At 65.3% G+C, this 20,219-nt stretch carries 16 protein-coding genes; 12 read left to right on the top strand and 4 right to left on the bottom strand.

Annotated features, from left to right (window positions below; genetic code table 11):
- The first annotated feature begins 44 nt into the window (after window positions 1–44).
- From IE158_RS07395 to ypfJ, 8 genes are all read left to right on the top strand, one after another.
- On the top strand, window positions 45–1,124 hold the full coding sequence (locus tag IE158_RS07395) for a D-alanine--D-alanine ligase family protein (RefSeq protein WP_189643021.1): 1,080 nt from the start codon (window positions 45–47) through the stop codon (window positions 1,122–1,124).
- Between the two features lie 87 nt (window positions 1,125–1,211).
- Entirely contained in the window at window positions 1,212–2,207 is a 996-nt protein-coding gene (locus IE158_RS07390) for an extracellular solute-binding protein (protein WP_189643020.1), read from the top strand.
- 149 nt (window positions 2,208–2,356) lie between these two features.
- Entirely contained in the window at window positions 2,357–3,916 is a 1,560-nt protein-coding gene (locus tag IE158_RS07385) for an ABC transporter permease (protein WP_189643019.1), read from the top strand.
- Between the two features lie 71 nt (window positions 3,917–3,987).
- The gene (locus tag IE158_RS07380; RefSeq protein WP_189643018.1) at window positions 3,988–5,022 is read left to right on the top strand and encodes an ABC transporter ATP-binding protein; all 1,035 of its coding nucleotides are present in this window, start codon (window positions 3,988–3,990) and stop codon (window positions 5,020–5,022) included.
- A 63-nt stretch (window positions 5,023–5,085) separates the two neighbouring features.
- A complete protein-coding gene (locus tag IE158_RS07375) occupies window positions 5,086–5,691 on the top strand; it encodes a TetR/AcrR family transcriptional regulator (protein WP_189643017.1) in 606 nt (201 codons plus the stop codon).
- Window positions 5,692–5,770: 79 nt separating this feature from the next.
- Window positions 5,771–7,021: an efflux RND transporter periplasmic adaptor subunit gene (locus IE158_RS07370; protein WP_189643016.1), complete on the top strand. Its 1,251-nt coding sequence runs from the start codon at window positions 5,771–5,773 to the stop codon at window positions 7,019–7,021.
- Window positions 7,018–10,527, top strand: a complete 3,510-nt coding sequence (locus IE158_RS07365) for an efflux RND transporter permease subunit (protein WP_229838984.1) — start codon at window positions 7,018–7,020, stop codon at window positions 10,525–10,527. The genes IE158_RS07370 and IE158_RS07365 overlap by 4 nt, the downstream gene beginning before the upstream one ends.
- A gap of 197 nt (window positions 10,528–10,724) precedes the next feature.
- Window positions 10,725–11,576 (top strand): KPN_02809 family neutral zinc metallopeptidase, encoded by an 852-nt coding sequence (gene ypfJ, locus IE158_RS07360; protein WP_189643015.1) that lies wholly within the window; start codon window positions 10,725–10,727, stop codon window positions 11,574–11,576.
- Between the two features lie 84 nt (window positions 11,577–11,660).
- On the opposite strand, the gene IE158_RS07355 is transcribed toward ypfJ, so the two are convergent.
- The 4 genes from IE158_RS07355 to IE158_RS07340 form a co-directional block, all read right to left on the bottom strand.
- Window positions 11,661–11,903, bottom strand: a complete 243-nt coding sequence (locus IE158_RS07355; RefSeq protein WP_189643014.1) for a hypothetical protein — start codon at window positions 11,901–11,903, stop codon at window positions 11,661–11,663.
- 267 nt (window positions 11,904–12,170) lie between these two features.
- Window positions 12,171–13,238 (bottom strand): M42 family metallopeptidase, encoded by a 1,068-nt coding sequence (locus IE158_RS07350; protein WP_189643013.1) that lies wholly within the window; start codon window positions 13,236–13,238, stop codon window positions 12,171–12,173.
- Between the two features lie 43 nt (window positions 13,239–13,281).
- Entirely contained in the window at window positions 13,282–13,752 is a 471-nt protein-coding gene (locus IE158_RS07345; RefSeq protein ID WP_189643012.1) for a cysteine hydrolase family protein, read from the bottom strand.
- A gap of 52 nt (window positions 13,753–13,804) precedes the next feature.
- The gene (locus IE158_RS07340; RefSeq protein ID WP_189643011.1) at window positions 13,805–14,623 is read right to left on the bottom strand and encodes an enoyl-ACP reductase FabI; all 819 of its coding nucleotides are present in this window, start codon (window positions 14,621–14,623) and stop codon (window positions 13,805–13,807) included.
- A gap of 117 nt (window positions 14,624–14,740) precedes the next feature.
- Between IE158_RS07340 and pgeF the strand changes: the two genes are divergently transcribed.
- The 4 genes from pgeF (at window position 14,741) to IE158_RS07320 (ending at window position 20,033) form a co-directional block, all read left to right on the top strand.
- Window positions 14,741–15,511, top strand: coding sequence for a peptidoglycan editing factor PgeF (gene pgeF, locus IE158_RS07335; RefSeq protein ID WP_189643010.1), 771 nt, complete (start codon window positions 14,741–14,743; stop codon window positions 15,509–15,511).
- Window positions 15,508–16,050, top strand: coding sequence for a YqeG family HAD IIIA-type phosphatase (locus tag IE158_RS07330; RefSeq protein WP_189643009.1), 543 nt, complete (start codon window positions 15,508–15,510; stop codon window positions 16,048–16,050). Before pgeF ends, IE158_RS07330 begins: the two co-directional genes overlap by 4 nt.
- Before the next feature lie 105 nt (window positions 16,051–16,155).
- A complete protein-coding gene (locus tag IE158_RS07325; protein WP_189643008.1) occupies window positions 16,156–18,798 on the top strand; it encodes a type II/IV secretion system protein in 2,643 nt (880 codons plus the stop codon).
- Window positions 18,799–18,836: 38 nt separating this feature from the next.
- On the top strand, window positions 18,837–20,033 hold the full coding sequence (locus IE158_RS07320) for a type IV pilus twitching motility protein PilT (RefSeq protein WP_189643007.1): 1,197 nt from the start codon (window positions 18,837–18,839) through the stop codon (window positions 20,031–20,033).
- Window positions 20,034–20,219: the final 186 nt, after the last annotated feature.

Below are 20,219 nucleotides of genomic sequence, written 5' to 3'. Positions count from 1 at the left end.
GCGCACCGGCCAGCGCACCGTCTCTGGCATACTGCTGGGCGTATATGTCCGAGCTGAACTCTGCCTCCTCCCACCCCGCTTCCTCTCCGGCCACTGCCGGGCAGCCGCGCCGCCGCGTGCTGCTGCTGGCCGGAGGCCAATCCGAAGAGCATGAGGTCAGCCTGTCCAGTGCCCGCTCGGTGCTGGCCGCGCTGCCCCAGGACCGCTTTGAAGTGACGACTGTGGTGATTTCCAAGGAGGGGCGCTGGCTGCCCCCCTCCGAGACGGCGCAGGCACTGGGCGCAGGCGTGGCCGAGTCGGGCGGTGAGCTCATGCTTCGGCGGGTGTCGGACGCGGCTGGCTATGACGTGGTGTTTCCACTGCTACACGGCCCGATGGGTGAAGACGGCACCGTGCAAGGCATGCTCACCCTAGCGGGCCTGCCCTTCGTGGGCAGCGGTGTGCTGGGCAGTGCCGTGGGCATGGACAAAATCATGACCAAGCGGGTGCTGGAAGCGGTGGGCATTCCGCAGGTGGCGTGGCGCGAGGCCAGCCGCACCGAGTGGAGCCGCGACCCGCAGGGGGTGCGTGACCGCGCCGCCGAGCTGGGCTTCCCGCTGTTTGCCAAGCCTGCCAACATGGGGTCAAGCGTCGGCGTCAGCCGTGTGGGGAGCGCCGACGAATTGGACGCCGCCTTGGAGCTGGCCTTTCAGCATGACCGCCGCGTGATTCTCGAAGCGATGGCGGGCGTGAAGCCCCGCGAGGTGGAGGTGGGCATCCTGGGCAATGATGACCCCATTGCCAGCCCGGTGGGCGAACTGCGTTTCGACGCTGACTTTTATGACTACGACACCAAGTACACCGGGGGCCGCGCTGAGATGCTGATTCCTGCGCCGCTGCCGCCAGAGGTTGCGCAGCGGGTGCAGCAGTTGGCGCTCGAAGCTTACCGCGCCCTGGACTGCGCGGGCCTCAGCCGCGTGGACTTCTTTTACGTCGAAGAGACCGGCGAGCTGCTGCTGAATGAAATCAACACCATGCCTGGCTTTACCACCACGTCCATGTATCCGTCGCTGCTTCAGGCCCACGGCCTGAGCTACTCGCAACTGGTTAGCCGCCTGATTGAGCTGGCCCTGGAAAAGCGCTAGAGCAGATCGTTCGCGAATCAAAGGCTCTAGAGCGCAACCTAAATCCCAGACTTGACAATCCTGAGCGACTTACTTAGGATTAAGCCCATGAGAAAAGTATTTGTGATGGCGGGCGCTCTGATGCTTGCAGGCAGCAGCCTGGCGCAGAGCGGTTCTATTACCCTGTACTCGGGCCGTGGCAAGACCTTTGTGGAGCCGATCGTCGAGCGCTTTGAGAAGGAAAGTGGCATCAAGGTCAATGTTCGCTACGGCAAGGACGCCGAGCTGGTGGCCTTGCTGCGCCAAGAAGGTGCCCGCTCACCCGCTGACGTGTTCTGGGGCAACTCGGTGGGCGCGATGGGCCAGCTGGACGCGGATGGCCGCTTCGTGCGGCTGGGCAGCAACATCACCCGCCCGGTGGCGCGCGAGTACATGCCGGCCAGCGGCAACTGGGTGCCCACCACGCTGCGCTTCCGCACGCTGGCCTACAGCTCCGAGCGCGTCAAGGCCAGCCAGCTGCCCGCCAGCGTCTTTGATCTGCCCAAGATGAACCAGTTCAAAGGCCGCATTGGATGGACGCTGAGCTATCCCTCCTTTCAGGATTTCCTGGCGGGCATGATTGCCCAGCACGGCGAGGCCAAGACCCGGCAGTGGCTGCTGGACATGAAAAAGCTGAATCCGGTGGACTACAAGACCAGCAACGTCAACATGATGGAAGCCATCCGCGCCGGTCAGATTGATATGGGCCTGACCAACCACTACTACATCCAGCGCGTGGGCAAGCTGGGCTACCCGGTCGAAACCCACTTCTTCAAGGCGGGAGATATCGGCAACCTGGGCAATGCCACCGGCGTAGGCGTGCTGAAGACCAGCAAGAACCCCGCCGCCGCCAGCCGCCTGGTCCAGAAAATGGTGTCCAGCGACGCGCAGAACTTCTTTATGGGCGTGAACTTCGAGTACCCCGTCATCGGCAACACCTACACCCCCAGCGGCATGCTGCCCTATGCCGACGCCGTCAAGCGCAGCCCCCGCATCAGCGCCAGTGCCCTACCGAAAAACCTGGAAAAAGCCCAGAAGCTGCTGCGGGAAACTGGACTGCTGTAAGCCAGCTTCTCTTCTCCTTTCTCCCTGAACGGCCCCGCCTCCTTCGCCTGGCGGGGCCGCCTGGGTTGAAGGACGCTCCCACAAGCTTATTCCGACTGATCTACTCCGGTTTCTGATATGATTGGCCGCGCTGCCTGCCCCTCCTGCCTATGCCGAACCGTGCTGACCGCCCCCCGCTGCTGCTGACCCTGCCCGCTTTGCTGGCTGGACTGGGTGTGGCCCTCCCGATGCTGTACCTGCTGCGTGAAGCCTTTGGCGCAGACCTGGGCACCGTGCACGAGATTTTGTGGCGCAGCCGCAACCTGGAACTGCTGGGCAACACACTGTTGCTGACCGTGAGCGTGGTGGTATGCGGCACCCTGATTGCCCTGCCTCTGGCCTATCTGGCGGGGCGCACTACTTTCCGGCCCCAGCGGTTGCTGGCGCTGCTGGGTGTCTTGCCGCTGGCCGTGCCCGGCTACGTGGGGGCCTATGCCCTGATTGCAGCCAGTGGAGCGGGCGGGTCGCTGGACGCCCTGACCGGCTGGGCCCCAGCAACGCCTAGCGGATTTGGAGGCGCGCTGCTGGCGTTGACGCTCTTCACCTTTCCGTATCTGTTCCTGAATCTGTACGCGGGTCTGCGGGCCGCTGACCCTGCCCTGGAAGAAGCCGCCCGCTTGCTGGGGCGCACGCCCTGGCAGACCTTTGTCAGCGTGACCTTGCCTGCTCTGCGCCCAGCCTGGCTGGCTGGGGCGTTGCTGGTCGCCCTCCACGTGCTGGGCGACTTTGCTGTGGTCAGCCTGATGCGTTATCCCACCTTTAGCGCCGCCATCTATCAGCAGTACACCGCCGCCTATGACACGGTGTACGCAGCCTGGTTGGTGCTGGCGCTGCTCGCCCTGACCGGTGCTGTGCTCTGGCTGGAAGCCCGGCTGCTGCGCGGCTTTTTCCTGGGCCGGGTCTCGGCGGGGGCTGTGCGCCCACACCGCCGTCAGCCTCTGGGTGTCTGGGCCTGGCCTGCCTGGGCCCTGATGCTGACCCTGGCCGCCCTGACACTGGTGCTGCCGCTGGGCACGGCGCTGTACTGGCTGCGGCTGGGCATCAGTCCCTATGTGCTGGGCGAGGTGGGGGAAGCGGCCCGGTTGGCGGGTGGCAGTGCCGCACTCACGGCCACCCTGACCGCGGCACTGGCCTTTGTGCTGGCCTATATCGGCAGTCGCTACCGTGGCTGGCTGGCCCGCCTGGCGGAGCGGGTGGCTTACCTGGGCTACGCCACGCCCCCACTGGCGCTGGCCCTGGCGCTGGTGTTTTTTACGCTGGCGGCGGTGCCTGCGCTGTATCAGACCCTGCCGCTGCTGGTGCTGGCCTATACCCTGCACTTTGCTGCCGAGGCCATCGGGCCGCTGCGGTCTTCACTGGTGCGCGCCACCCCCCGCCTGGAAGAAGCCGCCCGCGTGCTGGGCGACACCCCAGGGCAGGCCATGCGCCGCGTGACCTTGCCTATCGTGCTGCCGGGGCTGCTGGTCAGTGCGGCGTTCGTGTTCCTGAGCGTGCTCAAGGAACTCCCGCTGACCCTGCTGCTTGCCCCGGCAGGCTTTGACACGCTGGCGGTAGGCGTGTGGACCTACACCGAAGAGGCCCTGTATGGCTCGGCGGCGCCCTACGCTCTGGCGCTGATGCTGGCCGGGGCCGCGCTGTCGGTCCTGATTTTGCGCCGTGAGAAGCTGTGACCTCCCGCCTCAGCTCCTTGCTCCCTGGAATCCAGCTCCCTTGAACACTGCCCCTCTGAAAGAGTGAACCTATGACCCAAATGCCCCTGCTGTCCCTGCGTGACCTGACCAAAAGCTACGGCCCTGGCCTGCCGCCGGTGGTGCAGCACCTGAATCTGGATGTGGGGGAGGGTGAGCTGGTCACGCTGCTGGGGCCTTCGGGCTGCGGCAAGACGACCACCCTGCGCCTGATTGCTGGGCTGGAAGCGCCGGACGGAGGCCAGGTGGCCCTGCGCGGTCAGGACATCACGCCGCTGCCCCCCGAGCGGCGCGGGATGGGGCTGGTCTTTCAGGATTACGCGCTGTTTCCGCACCTCAGCGTGCTGGACAATGTGCTGTTTGGTCTGCGCGCCTTGCCCGCCGCCGAGCGCCGCCAGCGGGCGCAGGACACCCTGGCTCTGGTGGGCCTGACTGTGTTTGAAGGCCGAATGCCGCACCAGCTGAGTGGCGGTCAGCAGCAGCGCGTGGCGCTGGCCCGCGCCCTGGCCGTTCGCCCAGCCCTGCTGCTGCTCGACGAGCCTTTTTCCAATCTGGACGCTTCACTGCGCCACTCCACCCGCGCCGAGGTGCGCGCCATTTTGCGTCAGAGCGGCACGGCGGCGCTGCTGGTCACGCACGATCAGGAAGAGGCTTTGGCCTTTAGTGACCGTGTGGTGGTGATGCGGGCAGGCGCAGTGGAGCAGGCCGGTCCGCCTGCTGAGGTCTATGCTGCGCCGCGCACCGCTTTCGTGGCAAATTTTCTGGGCCGCGCCAACTTGCTGACTGCTGCGGCCCAGGGGGACACCGCCGAGTGTGCCCTGGGCCGCGTGCCGCTCAGCCGCCCGTTGCAGGGCACGGCCATGCTGTGCCTGCGCCCTGAGCAGCTGCGCCTGAACGCGGACCCAGCCGGTCCCGCCGAAGTGCTTAGCCGCGAATTCCGGGGGCCGTCGGTGGCCTATACTCTGCGGCTGGGAGAGGGGGGCAGCGCCCAGGACCTGCTGGTGCTGCGGCCCGCTGGCGAACCGCTTTGGGCCGAAGGCACGCGGGTGGCTGCCGAAGTGATGGGCTCCGCCCATGTGCTCGACTGAACACAAAGCCGCGCCGCCTATACGGTGACAGTTTTGCCAGCCTAAATGAGTGCATACTCAGGTATGGCAAGGCCCAAAATTATCGAGACTGAAGCCCTGGTGGCCGCGGCCCGCAGTGCATTTCTGGAGCAAGGTGTGGGCGTGAGTACTGCTGAAATCGCGCGCCGGGCGGGCATTTCCGAAGGCACCCTGTTTAGCCGCTTTGCCACCAAGGAGGAGCTGTTCGAGGAAGCCATCGGCCTGAGCCGCTATGGCCGCTGGCGCACGGAATTGCTCCAGCAAGTGGGACAGGGTGACGTGCGCGGCAATCTGGAACGCTGCGGCATGAGCTACCTGCGCGAAGCCCAGGACCTGCTGGACGCGCTGATGCTGGTGTTTTCACGCGGGCACGCTCCCGAACACAATCCGCTGCTGGCGCGGCTCGGCAACCCGCTGGCGCAGGACACAGGCGCACTGGCCGACTACCTGCGTGCCGAGCTGGAGCTGGGGCGGCTGCGTCCGCTGGACACCGAGCTCACTGCCCTCACCATCACCGGAGCGCTCAGTCAGTGGCTTCAGCAGGGGCGGATGCCTGCTGCTCCTGCGGGGCCGCGCGACCCGGGCCGCTTCGTGCGGGGGCTATTTGACCTGCTGTGGCCGGGAATGGCTTTTGGCGAGGGAACAAAATGAGCAAACACTTGAAAACCGACCCATCCTTGACCACACTGGCTGCTGTGTGGACAGTTTTTCCCTTGTTGGCAGGTGCCCTATGAAACAGTTGACCCCTTTTCTCCTCCTGGCGCTGCTGGCCCCCGGCCTGAGTGGGTGCCGCCCCGCCGAGCCCGGAGCCCAGCCCGCCCGCGTAGATGTGGCCGCGCCGCCGCCCAAAGTGGTCGCCCAGCCGGTTCAGGTGCTCACGGTGCAGGAAGGTACCCTCCGGACCGAGCGCCGCGTCACCGGCACCGCCCAGGCCAGCCGCACCAGCAATGTCGCGGCACTGACCAGCGGAGCCCTGCTGCGCTACGAGGTGGCCGAGGGTGAAAGTGTGGCTGCCGGAGCTGTGGTGGCCCGCCTGGACGATACTGACGCTCAGCAGGCAGCCCAGAATGCCCGCGCCCAGTTGGAGCAGGCCCGCATCGGCTACGCCTCGGCCCGCCAGAGCCTCAGCCAGAATGCTGGAGCACTGGAAGCGTCGGTGACGGCAGCGCAGTCCAGTCTGAATCTGGCCCAGCAGGAACTGAACCGCGCCCAAGAGGCCAGCGGCACACCGCAGTCGGCCCTCGACGCTGCGCGTGACCGCGTGACCCAGGCCCGCGCCGGACTGGCCCAGGCGCAGGCGGCCCTGAGTGCCAACCGTGCAGGCACCGCCACGGGAACCAATCTAGAGCTGCTTTCTGCGCAGGTGGACGCTGCGCAGGCGGCTGTGACCCAGGCCGAGGACCGGATCCAGCGGGCCAGGGTGACGGCTCCGTTTGCAGGGACGGTGAGTGCGCACCTGGTACAGCCGGGTGAATTCGCCGCGCAGGGAAGCCCGGTGTTCCGGCTGGTGGACACCTCCTCGGTGCGGGCGGCCTTTGGCGTGTCTCCGCAGGACGCTGCGCAGCTGACTCCCGGCACCCGCCTGAATCTGGGCTACGGTGGCGTCAACTACGTGGCTGTGGTGGAAGGCGGCGAGCGCATCGCAGGCGAGGACCGTCAGGTGCCGCTACGGGCCCGCATCCAGGGCGGCGAAGCCATTCCGCCGGGGGCCACGGTGCAGCTGCGTTACCGGCTGGAGCTGGCGGGCGGCGTCTTGGTGCCAAGCCGCGCCCTGAGTGTATCGGGCAGTGAAAACTATGTGTATGTGGCCGAGGGAGACGAGGCCCGCCGGGTGCCCGTCGAAGTGCTGGCCGAAAGCGACGGCCAGGTGGCGGTCAGCGGCCTTCAGGATGGTGACCGGCTGATTTATCCGGTGCCCAGCTCCTTGCAGGACGGTTCCCGCGTTGCGGTGCAGTCAGGCGTGTCAGGCGGCGGCGAATGAGTGGGCTGACTCCGCAGAGCCAGGGCCAGGGGAAGGGACAGGCTCAAGAGCCGCTGCCGACTGCCGGGCTGGACCGCTACGGGCAGCCCGACCCCTTTAACCCGCCGCCTGGCCTGCTGCCCGACGGCACTCCTGAGCCGCCCATTCATCCGGCGGTGCGCTTCAGCGTGCGGAACGTGGTGTTCTCGCTGGGTATCTTCGTGGTGGCAGTGCTGCTGGGCCTGATTTCGGCCAGCCGTCTGGGCACCGACCTGCTGCCCAACTTCGAGGTGCCGGTGCTGGCGGTCAGCACCACCTATCCTGGAGCCAGCCCCGAGCAGGTGAACCGCGAAGTCAGCACCCGCGTCGAAGACGCCATCAGCACGGTGGCGGGCGTCACCGACGTGAGCACCACTTCGGTGGGCAGTCAGTCGGCGGTGGTGATTACCTTTGCCGAGGGCACCGACATTGACGCGGCGGCCAACTCGGTGTCGCAGGCGGTATCGGCCATCCGGGGCGCGCTGCCAGACGGAGCCGAAGCGCCCGTGGTCCAGAAGTTCGACCCCAATGCTCAGCCGATTCTGACCCTGGCGCTGCTTTCTTCGGGGGCAGGCCCCGCCGAGACAGCCCGCTACGCCGAGGACATTCTGGTGCCGCGCTTGCAGCGAATTCCCGGCGTGGCCGACGTGTCAGTGTCGGGTGGGCGCGAGCGGGCCGCAGAAGTGCTGCTGGACCCGGCCCGGCTGGACACCTATGGTCTGAGCGCAGCGCAGGTGACCGGAGCCATCGGTGCTTCGGCGCTGGACGTGCCAGCGGGCACGCTGGTGCAGGACGGGCAGGAAATCACCTTTGCCACCCGCAACACCCCCGGCACCCTGAGCGATGTAGAGAACATCCTGGTGGATTCGGCACGCGGCATTCAGGTGGCCGATGTGGCCGATGTGCGCGACGCCAGCGAAAAGGTCACGGCCCTCTCGCGGGTCAATGGTCAGCCCGCCGTGCTGCTGGATGTGCGCAAGGCCAGCGGCAGCAATTCAGTGGCGGTGGCTGAAGCGGTGCGTGAAGTCGTCTCCGAGCAGGCCGCTGAGTTGCCGCAGGGCTACCGCCTGAGCGTGGCCACCGACACCACCGAAGTCACCCGCGCCACAGTCGAGGACACCCTGCATGAGTTCTTTATTGCGGTGGCAGCGGTGGGCGTCATCGTGCTGCTGTTCCTGGGCCGGCTCAGCACTGTGTTTGCGGTCATCCTGGCGGTGCCAATTTCTATCAGTGCCGCGCCGCTGGTGTACAGCAGCCTGGGCTTTACCTTCAATATCGTCTCGCTGCTGGCGATTATCGTTGCTATCGGCATCGTGGTGGACGATTCCATCGTGGTGGCCGAGAACGTGCAGCGCTACCGCGACATGGGCTATGACCGGCTCAAAGCGGTGCTGCTGGGCGGCTCGGAAGTCTTTTCGGCGGTCACGGCAGCCAGCTTCGCGCTGCTGTCGGTGCTGATTCCCCTCAGCCTGATGCCGGGACTGCTGGGGCAGTTTTTCAGTCAGTTCGGTCTGGGCCTGTCTGCTGCCATTCTGATGAGCTGGCTGGAAAGCTTGCTGTTCCTGACGGTCCGCATGGCCTACACCCGTGACCGTCAGCCGCTGGGCTGGGCGGATGTGCCGGGCGTGCTGGCACAGTTCCCAGGGTTGCTGCTTCAGTCGCTGGCCGGGGTCAGGACCGGGCGCGGCGTGCTGGGGCTGCTGCTGGCGGGCGCGGCCACCTGGCTGCTGGCCGAATGGGTGGCCCGCACGCAGGGCTACGCACTCGAACCCTGGGCGCTGGCCGCCCTGTCGCTGCTGGCTCCGCTGACCCTGGCCGTGTTTCGTTACCTGACCGCCGCGCTGCTGGGAGTCCTCGAAGCCCTCACCGGCACGCTGCACCGCGCCACCGAGCGGGCCGTCTCGGCGGTGGCCCGCGCCTACGCGGCTTCGGTGCGCGCCCTGCTGAACCGTCCCTGGGTGGCCGTGCTGGCGGCTGGACTCTTTTTGCTCAGTGCGCCGCTAGCGCTGCGGAGCATCGGCTTTAGTTTTGTGCCGCAGAGCGATTCGGGTCTGATGACCGTATCGGTGGAGCTGCCACGCGGCGCGGCGCTGGACGCCACCAACGCCCTGACCGCGCAGGTCGAGGAGCGGCTGCTGTCCAAACCCGAAGTGACGCTGGTGCAGGCGGACGTCGGCTCCGGTGGCCCACTGGCCGGGGCCCGCACCAACGAGTCGAGCCTGACCGTCAACCTGACTCCCAAAGAGCAGCGCCCTGGCGTGCAGGAGCTGATCGAGGCGTACCGCACCGAGCTGGCTCCCCTCGCCGCGCAGGTGCCTGGCGCAGACATCCGGGTCACTGCTGTTGAAACCGGACCTGCGGGCAGCAGTGATGTGAGCCTGGCGCTAGCAGCTCCTACCCAGGCGCTGCTGCGCGAGCGTCATGCCGCCGTGTTGGAGGTGCTGCGGGAGGACCCGAATGTGCAGAGCGTGACCAGCAGCCTGAGCGACACCCGCCAGGAGCGCGTCTTCGTGCCGGACCCGGCCCGCTTGAGCGGCACCGGCCTCACCGTGCGTGACGTGGCGAATGCGCTGCGCACCTACAACGAGGGCAGTGTGGCGGGGCAACTGCGTGAGGGCGACACCGGCGTGGATATTGTGGTGCGGCTGGACCCGGCCCGCATTCCCACAGAGCAGGCCCTGCTGGGGCAGACCATCTATGCTCCCGCTCTGCGGACCGAGGTGACACTGGGGTCGCTGGGCGAATTCCGCATTGGCGAAGCGCCGGCCACGCTCTCGCGGCTCAACAAAGCCTTTACCGCCACACTGGACATTGACCTGGTGCCCGGCGGCCCCAACGCCTTTGCCTATGGCAAGCAGCTGACCGATAAGGTGGCTGCGGCAGGCCTGCTGAAAGACAACGTGTCCCTGGGCAATGCCAGCTCGTTCGGCAGCGCGGGCCTCACCGAAGACCTGATTTTCTACGGGCCGGTGCTGATCGTGCTGGCGTCGCTGCTCACCTATCTGGTGCTGGGTAGCCAGTTCAACTCGTTCCGCTATCCGCTGTACCTGCTGCTGCCGGTGCCGCTGGCGCTGGTGGGCGGCCTGTGGTCGCTGCGGCTGTTTGGCACTGACCTGGACGTGATTACCATGATTGGCATGGTGATTCTGCTGGGCCTGAGCACCAAGAACTCCATCTTGTACCTCGAATTCGTGACCGAACGCCTGCGCTCACAGCCGCTGCGTGACGCCCTGATCGAAGCCGCCGAGCTGCGCTTCCGGCCCATCATTATGACCACGCTGACGGTGCTGGTCATCAGCATTCCGCTGATTCTGGGTCAGGGCGACGGAGCCGAGTTCCGCCGGGGCCTGGGCATCGTGATTCTGGGCGGCATCGTGACCTCAACACTCCTCACCTTTTATGTGGTGCCCAGCGTGTTTTATCTGGGTGAGCGGGGCCGCCAGGCGGGTGAGCAGCCCACAGCAGCTCCCCGGCTGGAACCAAGTTGACTTTTTCTTGACTTTTCCTGACTTCTAAATGCGGCGTCAGCACCTGTGGGAGCTGCGCCGCTACACTGTGGCAGGTAGACCAGACAGGAAAAGGGAGCCGGGACGCCCGCACGCCGTGGGCTAGGCTCCCGCAGTGGACTACCGATGGAGGCGCACGGCCCGCTGGGCACCGCCGCACAAGGAGCAAACGAAAGACTATGGAATGGAAAAATCTTCCTGGCAGTGGCCGTGGATTTGAGAACAGAGGCGGGGGCGGTGGAGGCGGCGGCCTGGTCGTCGGCGGAATAGGGGGCCTCCTCCTGATGCTGGTGGCTGCCTTTTTCGGAATTGACCCGCGCATCATCACGGAGACGGGCCTGGTGCAGACCGAGCAACCTCAGCCCCAGGCACAGACCGCTCAGAATGACGAACTCAGCCAGTTCCTCAATTCGATTGCGGGCAGCACCGACAAGGTCTGGGCAGAAATTTTCACCGAGGAGGGCCTGCAATACAACTCGCCCAACTTCGTGCGGTTTAGCGGTCAGACCCAGACGGCCTGCGGCACCGGCACCAGTGGCGTCGGCCCTTTTTATTGCCCGCTGGACAGCACCGTATATCTGGACCCCAGCTTCTTTAGCGAAATGCAGCAGCAGCTGGGTGGTGGCGGCGACTTTGCGTATTCCTACGTGATTGCGCACGAAGTCGGCCACCACATCCAGAACGAGCTGGGCATTGCCGATCAGGTGCAGCGTCAGCAACAGCGTCTGCCCGAAGTCCAGGGGAACCAGCTCAGCGTGCGCATGGAGCTTCAGGCCGACTGCTTCGCGGGTGTGTGGGGCAAGCGGGTTTCCAGCCTGGCTCAGTTGACCCAGGACGACGTGCGCGAAGCGGTGGACACCGCCGCCGCCATCGGGGACGACACCTTGCAGTCGCGTGGGCGCGGCTATGTACAGCCCGATTCGTTTACCCACGGCACGTCCGAGCAGCGGGTGAACTGGTTTATGAAGGGCTTCCAGAGCGGCGACGCCGACCAGTGCGAGACCTTCAACCAGGACTACAGCCAGCTGTAACTAGAGCAGTGAGTAGGCCCCGCCCTCTTCAGAAGGGGGCGGGGCCTGCTTGCCGAGAATCACAGCTTGCCAAGAATCACAAAGTCACATTGCGGGCATTGGGGTGGGGGCACCGGGCATAGGGTCAGGCAGGCCAGGGGTATCCGGGTTGCTGGGGGCGTCCGGCGTGGGCATCCCCGGAGTGTCGGGGTTGGTGGGCGGGTCCTGCATCGGCACCGGGTCGGTGTCCTGGCCGGGCATCTGCTCCGGACGGGGCGCGGGCATGTCCGTTGGTTCACCGGCAGGCATGGGGGGACGGTCATAGGGGCCAGTCGCTTGCATGGTCATAAAAAACCTCCTCTGAACGGGGAATTAGGGATGGGCCTTTAGGATGGCATGCTCCCCTGGCGCAAACGTGACGTGTGACGCCTGCCGGTGTGTTTCTCAGCAGTTCCTAAACAGAGTGAAAGAGTCAGATGATTACAGGAGGTGCAGCCTACGCGCGAGCAAAGCGCGTGCAACACGCTCCGCAGGACAGAAAGCTAGAGTGACACCGGGTGCTTCTCCCTGCGCCACTCTACTTGGACCTACAATGCTGCGCCGCAGCCAATAGCTTTAGCTTCCGCTCTCTTCCAGGGCGTAGGCCAACATCAGCCGTCCGGTCTGCTCAAGCGCCTGGGTATGGGTGCGCTCGTAGGCGTGGCTGGCGTCCACCCCAGGGCCAATCAGGGCCACTGGAAAGTCGCCGCCTGCCCGCCAAGCGGCGGTGCCGTCCGAAGCGTAGTAGGGGTAGATGTCTACCTTGAGGTCCACTCCGCAGCCTGCGGCCACCTGCCGCAACCGGCTGCTCAGAGCGTGGTCGTAGGGGCCGCCGCTGTCGGCGACACACAGGGTGCAGTGGTGCTCGGAACTGGTCTGGCCCTCGCCCACAGCCGCCATATCCACCGCGATCAGTTCATCCGTGTGGGGCGGGATACCGGTAGCGGCACCGTGACCGACTTCCTCGTAGGTGGTCACATGAAAGGCGACCGTGCGCTCCGGCGCAGTCTCCAGCAGCGTGCGGGTCAGCGCCAGGAACAGCGCCACCGCCGCCTTGTTGTCGATGTGGCGTGACTTGAGATAGCCGGACGGCATCAGCCGGGGCCGGGCGTCCAGCGACACGAAATCGCCCACCTCAACCCCCAGCACCCGCGTTTCACTGGCCGAGGCGGTCACTTCGTCCAGGCGCACTTCCATCGCAGCGGCGTCGCGCTTCAGTTCGCGCAGGGCCGGGCCGTGAACGTGGCCGCTTTGCTTGATGTTCACCACTGTGCCGGTGAGTACGCGGCCCGACTGGGTGTGGACCTTGATATCTTCACCCTCAGTGGTGGCCCAGTCATAGCTGCCCAGCATGCTCAGCGCCAAGCGGCCCGACGGCTTGATGGCTTTGACCATGGCGCCCAGGGTATCTACATGCCCGCTGAAGGTGATATGCCCTTCGCGGCGGCCAGCCACCTCCCAGCTCAGCGCCCCTTTGCGGCTGCGGACACTGCTGACCCCCATCGTGGCCAGTTCGGCCTCAATGAGCTGGACGGCAGCTTCTGTAAAGCCGGTGGGGCTGGGCGTGTCCAGCAGCCGAATCAGCACGTCCAGGATGTAGTCGAGGTCCAGCAGAGGCAGGTCTTGACGTTTAAGGGTGTTCATGGAGCCTCCTGTCGGAAAGTCGGAGAAATGCAGAGGGCGCAGCTCAGTGGGCCGAGGGGTGGTCCGGCTCGGCGGGAGTGTCCGTGACCTTCAAAGGCAGCAGATGCAGTGTCAGGCCGTAGCCCGCAGCGTGTGCCTGCGCTGCCGCCAGCTCTGGAGAGCCGGGCAAGGCCAGCACATCCAGCTCGGTGCAGCCCAGCGCCTGGAGGTGCGCCGCCAGGGTGCTGTCGCCCTCGGGCAGCTGCCCGGCAAAGGGGTCGCTGCTGCTGGCCCGCACCAGCAGGTCGCCTTCCTCGGCGCGGATATCAGGGTGCAGCACCCAGCCGCGTGAAAAAGTCTCCGCAGCGCCGGGGAACAGCCCACCGTCCCACTGCACCAAAATGGCGCCGCTGCCGCTTCGGGCCTGTTGCAGCCGCTCACGCAGAAGAGGTAGGGCCGGGTGGTCACCAGCCGAGGTTTCGAGATGATGCCGCTGCACCGTGAGGAACAGCGGCAGGCGGGAAGCAAAAGTCATGTTTCCGATGATAACCGTCTGAGAACCAGATATGACGGGCCGCGCCGTCCAATCATTCCTGGTGGCCTGCGGTGGCCCCCGCCGCAGGCGGTGCCTTGACGGTGGCGATGCTGGCCCCGCTGTCCACATAGATGGTCTGCCCGGTGATGCCGGTGCTCAGATCGCTCAGCAGGTACAGCCCCAGGTTGCCCACCTCTTCGGGGGTGGGGTTGCGGCCCAGTGGGGCGTTGTCGGCGGCGTTGCTGTACAGCATCGCAAATGCTGGAATCGAGCGGGCGGCAATGGTCCGCATTGGGCCAGCGCTGATGGTGTTCACGCGAATCTGGCGCTCACCCAGTTCTACCGCCAGGTAGCGGGTCGAGGCTTCCAGGGCCGCTTTGGCTGCGCCCATCACGTTGTACTTGGGCACCACGCGCTGCGACGCCTGGAAGGTCAGGCTGATGATGCTGCCCCCGTCGCGCAGCAGCGGCTCGGCGTGGCGGACAGCGCTGACCAGCGTGTAGGCGCTCACGTTCAGCGCGGTGTTCCAGTCGTCCGAAGTGGTGTCAATAAAGCGGCCATCCATCGCCGCCTTGGGCGCAAAGCCGATGGCGTGAACCAGAAAGTCCAGCCCACCGAATTCATCTTTGACGCGCTGGAACAGGGCCTGGAGGTCATCTTCGTTGGTCGCGTCGCACTGCTGAATCCAGGTGCCAGGGCGGTCAGTGGTCAGCTTTTCCAGTTCCCCCCGCAGGCGCTCACCCTGATAAGAAAAGCCCACCTGGCAGCCCGCTTCCAGCAGCCGCTCAGCGATGGACCAGCCCAGGGACCGGGCATTTGCCACTCCCATGACCAGGGCGCGCTTGTCTGACATATCAATGCTAAGACTCATGGGCCAAAGTCTAGAGCACTTCATCCTCTTGGACCGCATCCAATTTTTGCCGCTCCAGTACGGCTGGACGTGAGCAGCGTCAGAGTACCGAGAGAGCGGGCACCGCATACTGCCGGGGTGTCAGGCACTCCCTTGCTTATCCGCAGCCCTCTGATTCGCTTGCCGCACGGCTTTACAACCCGCCGCGGCGGGCTGTCGCAGGGGCCGTTTGCGGGGCTGAATCTGGATGACCGTCAGGACGACCCCCAGCTCGTGGCTGAGAACCGCCGTCAGGCCGCCGGAGCGCTGGGCTACGGGCTACACGAAGTGGCGCGGCTGGAACAGGTGCATGGCCTGGACGTGCTTTCTGCCCGCCCAGGTGTGCAGACCGGCGACGCCCTGGTCACGGACAGCCCGGACCTGCTGCTCGCCATCGGCACGGCTGACTGCTACCCCATCTTGCTGGCCGATGAGGAAGCGGGGGTCATCGGTGCTGCACACGCAGGCTGGCGGGGCACGGCTGGGCGCATCGCCGCCCGCACCCTGGCTGCCATGTGCGAGCTGGGAGCCCGCCCGGAGCGCACCCGCGCTGCGGTGGGGGTGGGCATCTGCGCCGCGCAGTATGCCGTCGGCGAAGAAGTCGCTGGTCAGTTCAGGGCAGCGGGGCTGGGGGAACATCTCAGTTCGGAGAATGACTCCAGCCCTGCCGCAGCGCACCAACTGGACCTGGGCGCGGCCAACCGCCAGATTCTGCTCGAAGCGGGCATCCAGCCGCAGCATGTGTGGCAGGCAGGGGGATGCAGCACCGACCCCGACTTTTACTCGTACCGCCGCGACCAGGGCGTGACGGGCCGAATGTGGGGCTTGATCGGCCTGCGCCCACAGGCCAGCGGGCAGGTGGGCGCATGAGCTTGCTGCGGCCCGATGACCTGATTCGCAGCGTCTCCGACATCACCCCGGAGTTCCTGGCGGCCCGTGGGCTGCGCGGGTTGCTGCTGGACCTGGACAACACCTTGGTCCCGTACCACTCCTATGACGACTTTCCCCGCTCGGCCCGCTGGGTGGAGGAGATATCCGGCTCCGGCATTCGGCTGGCGCTGCTGAGCAACGCGACGGTCAAGCGGGCCGGGGAGTGGCGCAGCCGCCTGGCGCTGGAAGGCGTCGGTATGGCGGGCAAGCCCTACCCGGCATCATTTCGCCGCGCCGCTGCGGCGCTCGGCCTCCCCGCCTATCAGGTGGGCATGGTCGGGGACCAACTGTTTACCGATGTGCTGGGCGGCAACCTGGCTGGCCTGCATACCATTTTGGTTCACCCACTGGTTGACAATGCCCTGCCCCACACCCGCCTGGCGCGGATGCTGGAGCGCCGGGTGCTGGCCCGCTACGGCCACGCCTGGGGGCCGGACATCTGGCAGCCCGGTGGCCCTGAGGACCCACATGAACCGTAGGTCCTTTGGAGCGAAACGCTCCGCGCTGAGGGGTTTTGGATTTCATTCTGGCAATTCACTTGATGTTGACTGCGCTCCGGCTGCTGGGCGCACGCAGGAGGATGCATGACAACGTTATCTATCGCAGACCGTAAGTTAGGAGCCGTACTGCTGGACGGCGGCTATATCAGCGACGAAGACCTTCAGCGCATGCTGGTGCGCCACGCCGAAGTGGGCGGACGCCTGGCGGACGTGATGATTGATTCGGGCGTGGTAGGCGAAAAGCGCCTGGCCCACGCCATCGAGTCCAGCCTGGGTATTCCCACAGTGGATCTCATGACGGTTGAGCCGGAGATTACAGCGCTGGCGGCCATTCCCGGTCAGGTGGCGCAGAATGCCGGTGCCCTGCCGTTTGCGCTTGAAGGGGACCGCCTCAAGGTCGCCATGCTTGATCCTCTGTCGACCCTCACCATTGAGGTCCTAGAGGACGAGACGGGCTACGACATCGAGCCTTATCAGGCCATGCGCGCCGCGCTGAACTGGCGGCTGGCGACCCACTACCCTGAGCTGGGTCTGACCGCGCAGCGTCCCGACCAATCGGCCCCCGGCCAGGAGCGCCTGGGGGACTATCTGGTGCGCCTCGGCATTATTACGCCGCAGCAGCTGGATGCGGGACTGAAATTTCAGGAGCGTACGGGCGAGCCGCTGGGACAGGTCCTGATCGGACAGGGCTCTTTGAACGACGAGCAGCTCTACCGCGCCCTCGCCAGCCAGCAGGGCCTCGAATACCTGCCGGACCTGGGCGGCCTGACGGTGCCTGAGCGGGTGTTGCAGGTGCTGTCGCGTACCGACGCCGTGCGCTACGGTGCGCTGCCACTCTCGCATGACGAAGGCGTCTACGAAGTGGTGACCTATGACCCGCGCTACTTCTCACAGATTCAGCAGCTGATCGGTGAGCCGGTGCAGTTCCTGATGAGCCTACCTTCTCAGGTTGAGCAGGCGATTGACCGCTTTTATCCTGCGCCCGCGCCTGCGCCCTTCCGTGATGAGATGCAGTCGCTGTACGCCGCCAGCGGCGGACCGTCCAAATCGCTGACCGAAGTGATCATGGAAATGGGCTTTGCCGATTCCGAGGACATTCAGGCGGCCATGCAGCAGCAGCAGCAGGGCGGTGCCCGGCTGGAAGACACCCTGGTGCAGTCGGGCAAGCTGAGCCCGGAGATGCTGGCACAGTCGCTGGCGACCCAGCTGGGCTACGAGTTTATTGACCCGGCCAAGAATCCTCCTGACAGTGGCGTTTCGATGCTGGTGCCGGAGGCCACGGCCCGGCGCTACACGGTGGTGCCTATCCGCCTGGAAGGCGAGTCGCTGGTGGTCGCCATGAAGGACCCGCGCAACGTGTTCGCGCTGGACGACCTGCGTCTGATCACGGGCCGCGAAATTATCCCAGCGGTGATGGTGGAAAAGGAAATCACCCGCCTGATCGAGAAGTATTTCGGCTCCAAGGACATGGCCGAGTTGAACCAGCGCCTGCTGGAAGAAAGCCGCGAGCGCCAAAAATTGCAGGAGTCGGCTGGGGGCGGCGAGGTGGATACCGCGCTGGACGACAATGCTGTGGTCCGCACCGTGGAGAACCTGATCCGCGAAGCCGTGCTGCAAGAAGTGAGCGATATTCACATCGAACCCACCGAAACTGAAGTGCTGGTGCGCTACCGCATTGACGGGGCGCTGCGCAAGCACGCTTCCCTCCCCAAGGGATCGGCCCAGGCGCTGCTGGCCCGTATCAAGATCATGGGCGGGCTGGACATTGCCGAGCGCCGTGTGCCGCAGGACGGGCGCGTGCGGTTCCGCAAGGGTGCGATTGACATTGACCTGCGTCTGTCCACACTGCCCACCGTGTACGGCGAGAAAGCCGTGATGCGTCTGCTGCAAAAAGCCGAGAACATCCCCGAAGTGGAGCAGCTGGGCTTTTCCGACCACAACTTCCGCCGCTACTTGGAAGTGATCGACAAGCCCAACGGCATCTTTTTGGTCACTGGCCCTACTGGTTCGGGCAAATCGTTTACCAGCTTCTCGACGCTCAAACGCATCGCCAAACCCGAAAAGAACACCACCACCATTGAGGACCCGGTGGAATACGAGATTCCCGGCATCATGCAGAGTCAGGTGAACAACGCCGCTGGCATGACTTTCGCCAAGGCGCTGCGGGCCTTTCTCCGCCAGGACCCGGACATCATCTTCGTGGGGGAAATCCGGGACGGCGAAACCGCCAAAATTGCCACCGAAGCGGCCCTGACCGGCCACCTGGTGCTGGCGACGCTGCACACCAACGACGCTGCCGGGGCCATTGTGCGCCTCGAAGAGATGGGCGTGGAGCTGTTCAACATCGGCGCGGCTGTAATTGGGGTGCTGGCGCAGCGGCTGGTACGCCGGGTCTGCAAGGACTGCGCCCAGTCCACTGTCGCCGACCCGGAAGTGCTGCGCCGCCTGGGCCTGAGCGACGAGGACATCCAGGGAGCCACGCTGAAAAAGGGTGCGGGCTGCCCCCGCTGCGGCGGCACCGGCTACAAGGGCCGCACCGGCATTCATGAGCTGCTGGTGATCGATGACACCATCCGCCGCGCTATCAATACCGGCAAGACCGCCACCGACATCAAGGACATCGCCATCGAGGAAGGGGACATGTGGACCCTACGCACCGACGGCATTCACAAAGCCCTCCAGGGCATCACCACGCTGGAAGAAGTTCTGGCTGTCACCAGCAACTAAGCCGCGCACTCACGCTCCAAAGCTAAAGGAAGATACCCATGACCCAACTTGGCCCCGATATTACCGATATCCTGAAATACGCCGCCGAAAACGACGCCTCCGACGTGATTCTGACGGTGGGCCTGCCACCACAGTTCAAGTTGCAGGGCCGCTACGAGGCCCACGAGGACTACGCGGTTCTCAAGCCGGTGGACACCCGCAAGCTGATGTACTCGATGATGAACGAAAAGCAGCAGCGCACCTTTGAAGAGCGCCGCGAGCTGGACTTTTCGTTCGCGCTGGGCGACAAGGCCCGCTTCCGCGTCAACGCTTTTATGCAGCGCGGCAATGTAGGCGGCGTCATGCGTCTGATTCCCACCAAGGTGCGCACGGTGCAGGAGATGGGACTGCCGCAGAACGTCATTGATATCGCTAACTCGCCGCGTGGGCTGGTGCTGGTGACTGGCCCCACCGGCTCGGGTAAGTCCACCACGCTGGCTGCCATGATTGACCACATCAACGCCACCAAGCGCCTGCACATCGTGACGATTGAAGACCCGATTGAGTTCATGCACGACCACAAGCAGAGCATCATCAACCAGCGCGAGGTCCACGCCGACACCATGAGCTTCGAGAACGCGCTGCGTGCCTCGTTGCGTCAGGCTCCCGACGTGATTCTGGTGGGCGAAATGCGTGACTACGAAACCATCAAGGCCGCTGTGACGGCTGCCGAAACCGGCCACCTGGTGATGGGCACCCTGCACACCAACTCGGCTCCGGAATCGATTGACCGTATTGTGGACGTGTTCCCTGAAGAGCAGCAAGAGCAAATCCGGGTGCAGCTCGCCAACAACCTGGTGGCGATCATGACCCAGCAGCTGCTGCCCCGTGCCGACGGCCCTGGCCGCATCCTGGCCTATGAATTGATGATTGCCAACTCGGCCATTCGGGCGCTGATCCGCGAAGGCAAGACCTACCAGATCGTCAGCTCCATGCAGACCGGCACCCGCGAGGGCATGATCACCATGGATACCTACCTGGCGCAGCTGTACCACCGCCGCATCATCTCCTATGACACCGGCCTGGAGCGTGCGGTGGACAGCAAGGAATTTGCTCGCCTGGCCGCGGACAAGAGCGGTGATACCGGTGGCTCCATGCCTGGGGCCGCGTCTTCAGCCGCTCCGGCTGCGTCAGGCTATGGCCGGGGCACCGCCGCGCCTGCTGGCGAAGGCAGCAAGACCTACGGGCGGGGCTGAGCGGTGTAAGGGGATAGGACTGGGTGGGCTGTGTGCCTCCGGTTTTCTCCCCCCAGCCTAAGCAAAATCACCCATCACCGCCCCACAGTCTTTGGGAGACATAGGACTTGAGAGGTGGTGACTTGAGGCTGAAGGAAGGACCGCTCCTCCGGTCATATGGATTGGGTCGGGTTCCATTCCATAGAC

It is taken from the genome of Deinococcus piscis (assembly GCF_014653275.1).
Taxonomy (GTDB): domain Bacteria; phylum Deinococcota; class Deinococci; order Deinococcales; family Deinococcaceae; genus Deinococcus; species Deinococcus piscis.
Note: the sequence above shows the minus strand (reverse complement) of the source record. Positions and strands in the feature narration are given on the sequence as shown.